We start from the raw sequence: 8,182 nt of genomic DNA, 5'->3' as shown, positions 1-8,182 counted from the left end.
TTGGTAAGGTTCTTCGCGTTGCGTCGAATTAAGCCACATGCTCCGCCGCTTGTGCGGGCCCCCGTCAATTCCTTTGAGTTTTAGCCTTGCGGCCGTACTCCCCAGGCGGGGCACTTAATGCGTTAGCTGCGGCACGGACGACGTGGAATGTCGCCCACACCTAGTGCCCACCGTTTACGGCGTGGACTACCAGGGTATCTAATCCTGTTCGCTCCCCACGCTTTCGCTCCTCAGCGTCAGTATCGGCCCAGAGATCCGCCTTCGCCACCGGTGTTCCTCCTGATATCTGCGCATTTCACCGCTACACCAGGAATTCCGATCTCCCCTACCGAACTCTAGCCTGCCCGTATCGACTGCAGACCCGGGGTTAAGCCCCGGGCTTTCACAACCGACGTGACAAGCCGCCTACGAGCTCTTTACGCCCAATAATTCCGGACAACGCTCGCGCCCTACGTATTACCGCGGCTGCTGGCACGTAGTTAGCCGGCGCTTCTTCTGCAGGTACCGTCACTTTCGCTTCTTCCCTGCTGAAAGAGGTTTACAACCCGAAGGCCGTCATCCCTCACGCGGCGTCGCTGCATCAGGCTTTCGCCCATTGTGCAATATTCCCCACTGCTGCCTCCCGTAGGAGTCTGGGCCGTGTCTCAGTCCCAGTGTGGCCGGTCGCCCTCTCAGGCCGGCTACCCGTCGTCGCCTTGGTGAGCCATTACCTCACCAACAAGCTGATAGGCCGCGGGCTCATCCTGCACCGCCGGAGCTTTCGACCCTCACAGATGCCCGTGAGGGTCAGTATCCGGTATTAGACCCCGTTTCCAGGGCTTGTCCCAGAGTGCAGGGCAGATTGCCCACGTGTTACTCACCCGTTCGCCACTAATCCCCACCGAAGTGGTTCATCGTTCGACTTGCATGTGTTAAGCACGCCGCCAGCGTTCGTCCTGAGCCAGGATCAAACTCTCCGTGAATGTTTACCCGTAATCGGGTGCACACATCACGAGAGCGGAACCACCGGAGGAATGATCCGATGGTTCACAGCGTCCTCGCTGTGTTTTCTTCAAAGGAACCTCGTCCATCCGAAACCGGATGGACGGGGTATCAACATATCTGGCGTTGACTTTTGGCACGCTGTTGAGTTCTCAAGGAACGGACGCTTCCTTTGTACTCACCCTCTCGGGCTTTCCTCCGGGCTTCCCTTCGGCGTTTCCGACTCTACCAGAGCCTTTCGGACCTGATTCCCAGTCGGCGGGTTTGCCGTCGAGCCTGCGGCTTTCGCCTGTCGGCCTTTCGACATTCACTACGTTAACCGATTCCTCCGTCCGATTCATAATCGGGCGCTGCGGTTTCGAATTCACGCATGCGGACATGACGCATTCGACCCCGCTGAGGGGTGATCGTAGGTAGTGGGTTGGCCGCTTCCGGCTGCAGACGATCGCCGTACCCGGGTCAAGCGGCTCGGACTACCTTACGCACCTTCCGAAGTCGAGTCAACTTGCGGCTCAGGTTCCGGCGGACGGCTTGGCTCTCGGGCTCAGCCGGTACGCCGAGACCGTCGGATCACCGGCGAGGAAGAACCGGTGCTGCCAGTCATGGGCCTTGCTCACGCCGACCCGGGGGCCGACCCGGACGAGCGAGGTGGGCACCGGCTCGCCCTCGGACAACGTGACCGACGTACCCCGCAGCAGGTCCGCGCCGTTGTGCTCTCCCGTGATGCCGAGTGCCTGGCAGAAGTTCCCCGGCCCCCGGGCAAGACGCGGGCTCTCCACCTTCTCCCCTCGCCGTGCGCGTGCCAGCTCCTCCCCCTCGATGACCCTGCCCGCCCGGATGAGGACGGCCGAGGCGATGCCGTCCGTCCCGGTGACGACGTTGGCGCACCAGTGGAGACCGTGGGACCGGTAGACATAGAGGTGCCCCGCGGGTCCGAACATGATGGCGTTGCGGGGTGTCCGGCCTCGGTAGGCATGGGAGGCCGGGTCGGCCGTACCGGAGTACGCCTCGGTCTCCGTGATGGCGAGGCTCACGGTCCCCTCGGAGGTCTTGCAGGTCAGAACGCTCCCCAGCAGTTCGGGGGCGACCTCCTCGGCCGAACGGGAGAGGACGCCGACGTTCATGCCGACCGCCTCGACGTGCCGTGGGCGGAGGGGACGTACGCCTGTCCGGGCCGGCACTCCACCTGGGTGGGACGGCGGGCGGTCGGACCGTCCGGGGCGGGGCGGTCGGGGAACTTCCTGGGCAGGGGCGTACGGTCGGGGGTCGCGATCATGCCGTCCGAGGGTACTGGAGACGGCCGGTGCCACGGGGTGTCCACCGGACGCCGCACTTGCCAGGGTGGGGGTCGACGGAACCGGCCACGGCCGGATCGCGTTGTTAGGGATCAGCGGTCCTTGCACTGAAGCGATGCGGGACGACAAAGGGGAGAGACATGGCGTTCAAGAAGCTGCTGGCGAGTCTGGGAGCCGGCGGGGCCTCGGTCGAGACGGAGCTGCACGAGGTCAACGTCGTTCCGGGCGGGGTCGTCCAGGGCGAGGTACGGATCCAGGGAGGATCCGTGAACCAGCAGATCGAGGGTCTGTCGGTCGGCCTGCAGGCCAAGGTCGAGGTGGAGAGCGGCGACGAGGAGTACAAGCAGAACATCGAGTTCACGAAGTCGTCGCTGGGCGGTGCCTTCGAGCTCCAGGCGGGCGCCGTGCACGCCGTGCAGTTCGGCCTGGAGATCCCGTGGGAGACGCCGATCACGATGATCGACGGGCAGTCGCTGCGCGGCATGAACATCGGTGTGACCACCGAGCTGGCCATCGCGCGCGCCGTGGACTCCGGTGACCTGGACCCGATCAGCGTGCACCCCCTGCCGGCGCAGAAGGCGATCCTGGACGCGTTCATCCAGCTGGGCTTCCGCTTCAAGAGCGCGGACATGGAGCGCGGCCACATCCGTGGTACGCGGCAGAAGCTGCCGTTCTACCAGGAGATCGAGTTCTTCCCGCCGCAGCAGTACCGGGGGCTGAACCAGGTCGAGCTGAGCTTCGTGGCCGACGAGCAGGCCATGGACGTCGTGCTGGAGATGGACAAGAAGCCGGGTCTGTTCGGCGAGGGCAGCGACACCTTCCGTTCCTTCAAGGTGGGGCTGAACGACTACCAGGGCACGGACTGGACGGTGTACCTCAACCAGTGGCTGTCGGAGGTCGGCAGCAAGCGCAACTGGTTCTAGGGTCCTAGGCTCGGTTCCGACCGAACGCAGACGATCAGGAGGTACCGAGGTGACCGAGCTCAAGCGGCGGCCGCTCCCCCACGACTTCCATCCGCCCGTGCCGTCGTTCACGGTGACGAGCGAGGATGTGAAGGAGGGGGCCACGCTCGGCGATGCTCAGGTCCGGTCGGCCGGCGACACCTCGCCGCAGTTGCGCTGGGAGGGCTTCCCGCCGGAGGCCAAGAGCTTCGCCGTGACCTGCTACGACCCGGACGCCCCGACGGGCAGCGGGTTCTGGCACTGGGTGGTGTTCGACATCCCGGCCTCGGTGACCGAACTGCCGGCCGGTGCCGGCAGCGGCTCGTTCGAAGGGCTGCCGGAGGGCGCCGTACAGGTGCGCAACGACTACGGCAGCAAGGACTTCGGTGGTGCCGCGCCGCCGCCCGGGGACGGGCCGCACCGGTACGTGTTCACGGTGTACGCCGTGGATACGGAGAAGCTGGGTCCGGACTCGGACGTGTCTCCTGCCGTCGTGGGCTTCAACCTGCGGTTCCACACGATCGCCCGCGCTCATCTGATCGGTGAGTACGAGGTGCCCGCGGAGTCCTGAGCGGTCCGAGCGGCCGTGAGCGTTCACCGAACGTTTGCCCGCCCCTGGTCTTGGAATTGATCAGGGGTGGGCATTTTTGTTGCCGGAGGTCGCGGGGCCGCCTCCCGCGGGAGCAGCGGATATTGCGTTGTCCATCTCGGCGTGCCCGGCCAGAGTTGTTCCCGGTCCGCCGAGGGGTGGGCCGGTGCGCACGGGAGGTGGGCTGGTATGCGGGACACGCTGGTGCTGAACGCGAGCTTCGAGCCGTTGTCGACGGTGACGCTGAACCGAGCCGTCGTTCTGGTGCTCCAGGACAAGGCCGTCGTCGAGCAGGCCCACCCCGAACTGCGGATGCGTGGGGCCGCGGTCGACATACCGGCGCCCCGGGTGATCAGACTCTGCCACTACGTGAGGGTGCCGTTCCGAAGACAAGCGCCCTGGTCGAGGCGGGGCGTTCTGGTACGGGACCGGCACCGCTGCGCCTACTGCGGGCGGCGGGCCACGACGGTGGACCACGTGGTACCGAGGTCGCGCGGCGGGCAGGACACGTGGCTGAACACGGTGGCGTCGTGTGCGGAGGACAACCACCGGAAGGCCAACCGGACGCCTGAGCAGGCCGGTATGCCGTTGCTGCGCAGGCCGTTCGAGCCGACGCCGGCTGACGCGATGCTGTTGGCGCTGGGCGCCGCGGAGTTCGAGGCGTTGCCGGAGTGGCTGGCGCTGGACGCCGCGTGAGGGATGCGCCATGGGTGCGTGGGCGAGTTGGCTGACTGTGGGTGCGTTGTGGTTGATCGCGCAGTTCCCCGCGCCCCTGAGGGGCTGCGGGGAACCTGTGCCACCAAGGTGCCCCTAGTCGATCGAGGGCTTCTCCCTGCGTTCCTGCGCCGGGACGCTGGGAGCCGAGGTGCCGCCGTTGCCGCCCAGGCCGCCGAAGTTGCCCATCGCGCCGGAGAGTCCCTTGAGGGCGTCGCCGATTTCGCTGGGGACGATCCAGAGCTTGTTGGCGTCGCCCTCGGCGATCTTCGGGAGCATCTGGAGGTACTGGTAGGAGAGCAGCTTCTGGTCCGGGTCGCCGGCGTGGATGGCCTCGAAGACCGTACGGACGGCCTGGGCCTCGCCCTCGGCGCGCAGGGCCGCCGCCTTGGCCTCGCCTTCGGCGCGCAGGATCTGGGACTGCTTCTCGCCCTCGGCGCGCAGGATCTCGGACTGCCGGACACCTTCGGCCTGAAGGATGGCGGCGCGCTTGTCGCGGTCGGCGCGCATCTGCTTCTCCATCGAGTCCTGGATGGAGGTGGGCGGTTCGATGGCCTTGAGCTCGACGCGGTTGACGCGGATGCCCCACTTGCCGGTGGCTTCGTCGAGGACCCCGCGCAGGGCCGCGTTGATCTCCTCGCGGGAGGTGAGGGTCCGCTCGAGGTCCATGCCGCCGATGATGTTGCGCAGGGTGGTGACGGTGAGCTGCTCGATGGCCTGGATGTAGCTGGCCACCTCGTAGGTGGCGGCCCGCGCGTCGGTCACCTGGTAGTAGATGACGGTGTCGATGTTGACGACCAGGTTGTCCTGGGTGATGACCGGCTGCGGCGGGAACGGGACGACCTGTTCGCGCAGGTCGATGCGGTTGCGGATGGTGTCGATGAACGGGACGACGATGTTGAGGCCCGCGTTGAGTGTCCGCGTGTAGCGGCCGAAGCGCTCGACGATGGCCGCGCTGGCCTGTGGGATGACTTGGATCGTCTTGATCAGGGCGATGAAGACCAACACCACCAGGATGATCAGGACGATGATGATCGGTTCCATCGTCGGTTTCCCGAACCCTTCTTAGCCTCGGCGCCTGCGGCGACTGCTGCCTGTGGAAGATCTCGCGGTTGAAGATCTTGCTGGTCGAGTCTGACAGACCATCGGCGCAACTGGGAGGTTGTTCGCCCCAGTTGTGTCGTGCGGGTCACATGATGACGGCCGTGGCTCCCTCGATGTCCACGACGTCCACTTCCTGGCCGACCTCATAGGCGCGGCCGGTCTCGAGGGCGCGTGCCGACCAGACCTCGCCGGCCAGTTTGATCCGGCCGCCGGATCCGTCGACCCGTTCCAGTACGACGGCCTGTCTGCCTTTCAGGGCGTCGATCCCGGTGGCCAGTTCGGGCCGTTGGACGCGGTGTCTGCGGGCGATGGGGCGTACGAGGGCGATGAGCGCGGTCGAGACGACGGCGAAGACCGCGACCTGGGCGACGGCTCCGCCGCCGAAGATGCCGGAGACCACTGCCGCGGCGACGGCGCCCACCGCGAGCATGCCGAGTTCGGGCATCGCGGTGATCACGAGCCCGATGCCGAGTACCGTCGCGCCGATCAGCCACCACAGCCATGCGTCGATGTCCACCCGGCCATGGTAGGACCGCGCACCCGGTCGCCGACAGGGCGCCGATCAGTTTGAACGCACCTTGTGGCCCCGGGTCTTGGTTCTCGTGCCGGTTCAGGCCATCGGGAGGCCCTGGGCGGTCCAGCGGTCGCCGACCTGCTCGACGACGAGCGGGAGGCCGAAGCAGAGGGAGAGGTTGCGGGAGGTGAGTTCGAGTTCCAGCGGACCGGCTGCCATGACCTTGCCCTGGCGGATCATCAGGACGTGGGTGAATCCGGGGGCGATCTCCTCGACGTGGTGCGTGACCATGATCATGGAGGGGGCGATCGGGTCGCGGGCGAGCCTGCCGAGGCGGCGTACGAGGTCCTCGCGGCCGCCGAGGTCGAGTCCGGCGGCGGGCTCGTCGAGGAGCAGCAGCTCGGGGTCGGTCATCAGGGCGCGGGCGATGAGGGTGCGCTTGCGTTCGCCCTCGGAGAGGGTGCCGAACTTGCGGTCCAGGTATTCGGACATGCCGAGGCGGTCGAGGAAGGCGCGGGCGCGCTGCTCGTCGATCTCCTCGTACTCCTCCTGCCAGCCGGCGGTCATCCCGTAGGCGGCGGTGAGCACGGTCTGCAGGACCGTCTGCTTCTTGGGGAGCTTGTCGGCCATGGCGATGCCGGCCATGCCGATGCGGGGGCGCAGCTCGAAGACGTCGGTGCCGGGCTTGCCGAGGGTCTCGCCGAGGATGGTGGCGGTACCCGTGCTGGGGTAGAGGTAGCTGGACGCGAGGTTCAGGAGGGTGGTCTTGCCGGCGCCGTTGGGGCCCAGGATGACCCAGCGCTCGCCCTCCTTGACCGACCAGGAGACCTGGTCCACCAGAGCCCGGCCCTCACGGACCACAGATACGTCCTGAAGCTCCAGAACATCGCTCATGAGCGCGTTGTCTCCCCTTGCAGTGTGGCCGGTCTCGGCTGTCGCGTACGACTTGTGGTCGGTCCGCCGCACCCGTGGGCGCAGCCCATCATGAAATCTACGCCACCGGCCGACCCGGACATTCCTCCGGTCCGGTTCTTGGCCTCTGTCTAGGGTGTACGCATGCTCTCGGAACCTCGCTCTGGACGCCTTGCCGCTTGGGGGAACGCCCTGCTGGCCGGACTCGTCTCGCCGGATGACGCCGTGCTCGCCATCGTCGGGGAGGACGCGGTGCACCGGGTGACGGGGCTGCCGGGTGAGTCCGCTCCCGTGGGGCTCACGCTGGCGCTGGGGCGGCTGCGGGCGCTCGGGGTGGGCGGGCTGCGGGTGGCGCTTCCCGCGCCGGGGCATCCGCTGGGGCTGAGCGGGCCGCCGGAGTTCAACGCGCGGGCGCTGGAGGCGGAGGAGGCGGTGGTCTGCTCCGGGGCCGCGCTGGGGCTGGTGCCGGAGGTGTACGAGGCCGGGCCCGACGGTGACGTGCATGTCGAGGTGGTCTGGCACTGCCTGCCGGTGCGGGAGGCGCCGCCGGCCGATGTGCCCTCGCTCGGGGAGGCGGAGCGGGAGCTGACGGAGGCGTTGCGGGAGGCGACGGAGGTGCTGACGCGGCTGGATGTGGCCGGGTCGGGGCCGGTGGCGGAGGCGGCGATCGAGGCGTATCGGGCGCGGGTGTCGGGTGCCGGGGTCTCCTCCGCGTCTGCCTCCGGGGCTGTCTCGCGGGGGGTGGAGGTGTTGGCGCCGGGGTATCCGCCTCGGGCGGTGCGGGTGCTGGCGCTGGCGCAGCGGGTGGGGGTGCTGGTTTCGCTGGCGGAGGGTGTGGGGCACGGGGGTGCGGTGAGTGCGTCGGAGATGTCGGCGCGGGCGGGGGCCTTGCGGCCGGTGGAGCGGACGGCTCGGCGGGCGTTGGTCGCCGCGTACAACTCCGTTGTGGAGGAGCGGGGGGTGAGGTGAGGCCTTTTGGCTCGGGTGCCGGTGCCGGTGCCGGTGCCGCTGCGGGAGCAGGTGGGGGTGACGGGGGACGGGGTTGCGGGGTGGTCCGGCGTTGGGGTCGGCCCGGGGGTGAGTCGCGCTGCCCGGCGCCTGCGGGGTGCCGTCGCGCCCACCCGTGCCGCCC

9 protein-coding genes and 1 rRNA gene are annotated in these 8,182 nt (G+C 67.8%); 4 read left to right on the top strand and 6 right to left on the bottom strand.

Going from position 1 to position 8,182, the window contains the following annotated elements; all coding sequences use genetic code 11:
* The 3 genes from B9S61_RS17545 to B9S61_RS41585 all read right to left on the bottom strand — a co-directional run.
* Positions 1–962: ribosomal RNA gene (locus tag B9S61_RS17545) — 16S ribosomal RNA — on the bottom strand; the annotation flags it as partial.
* A gap of 531 nt (positions 963–1,493) precedes the next feature.
* A complete protein-coding gene (locus B9S61_RS17535; protein WP_103543112.1) occupies positions 1,494–2,105 on the bottom strand; it encodes a DNA-3-methyladenine glycosylase in 612 nt (203 codons plus the stop codon).
* Positions 2,102–2,257: a hypothetical protein gene (locus tag B9S61_RS41585; RefSeq protein ID WP_219819926.1), complete on the bottom strand. Its 156-nt coding sequence runs from the start codon at positions 2,255–2,257 to the stop codon at positions 2,102–2,104. Before B9S61_RS41585 ends, B9S61_RS17535 begins: the two co-directional genes overlap by 4 nt.
* Before the next feature lie 159 nt (positions 2,258–2,416).
* On the opposite strand from B9S61_RS41585, the gene B9S61_RS17530 reads away from it, so the two are divergent.
* From B9S61_RS17530 to B9S61_RS17520, 3 genes are all read left to right on the top strand, one after another.
* Complete coding sequence (locus B9S61_RS17530; RefSeq protein ID WP_103543111.1) at positions 2,417–3,199, top strand: sporulation protein; 783 nt, start codon at positions 2,417–2,419, stop codon at positions 3,197–3,199.
* A 49-nt stretch (positions 3,200–3,248) separates the two neighbouring features.
* Complete coding sequence (locus B9S61_RS17525) at positions 3,249–3,788, top strand: YbhB/YbcL family Raf kinase inhibitor-like protein (RefSeq protein WP_103543110.1); 540 nt, start codon at positions 3,249–3,251, stop codon at positions 3,786–3,788.
* 207 nt (positions 3,789–3,995) lie between these two features.
* Entirely contained in the window at positions 3,996–4,502 is a 507-nt protein-coding gene (locus B9S61_RS17520) for an HNH endonuclease (RefSeq protein ID WP_103543109.1), read from the top strand.
* Positions 4,503–4,616: 114 nt separating this feature from the next.
* Here the strand turns inward: B9S61_RS17520 and B9S61_RS17515 are convergent, their stop codons facing one another.
* The 3 genes from B9S61_RS17515 to B9S61_RS17505 all read right to left on the bottom strand — a co-directional run bounded on the left by B9S61_RS17515 (position 4,617) and on the right by B9S61_RS17505 (position 7,032).
* Positions 4,617–5,564: an SPFH domain-containing protein gene (locus B9S61_RS17515; protein ID WP_103543108.1), complete on the bottom strand. Its 948-nt coding sequence runs from the start codon at positions 5,562–5,564 to the stop codon at positions 4,617–4,619.
* A 145-nt stretch (positions 5,565–5,709) separates the two neighbouring features.
* The gene (locus tag B9S61_RS17510) at positions 5,710–6,141 is read right to left on the bottom strand and encodes an NfeD family protein (protein WP_103543107.1); all 432 of its coding nucleotides are present in this window, start codon (positions 6,139–6,141) and stop codon (positions 5,710–5,712) included.
* A gap of 93 nt (positions 6,142–6,234) precedes the next feature.
* Positions 6,235–7,032 (bottom strand): ABC transporter ATP-binding protein, encoded by a 798-nt coding sequence (locus tag B9S61_RS17505; protein ID WP_103543106.1) that lies wholly within the window; start codon positions 7,030–7,032, stop codon positions 6,235–6,237.
* Between the two features lie 162 nt (positions 7,033–7,194).
* Between B9S61_RS17505 and B9S61_RS17500 the strand changes: the two genes are divergently transcribed.
* Complete coding sequence (locus B9S61_RS17500) at positions 7,195–8,019, top strand: hypothetical protein (RefSeq protein ID WP_103543105.1); 825 nt, start codon at positions 7,195–7,197, stop codon at positions 8,017–8,019.
* The last annotated feature ends 163 nt before the right edge of the window (positions 8,020–8,182 follow it).

This window comes from Streptomyces sp. SM1, from assembly GCF_002910825.1.
GTDB classification, from domain to species: domain Bacteria; phylum Actinomycetota; class Actinomycetes; order Streptomycetales; family Streptomycetaceae; genus Streptomyces; species Streptomyces okerensis.
This window is presented reverse-complemented; position numbering and strand designations above follow the sequence as displayed.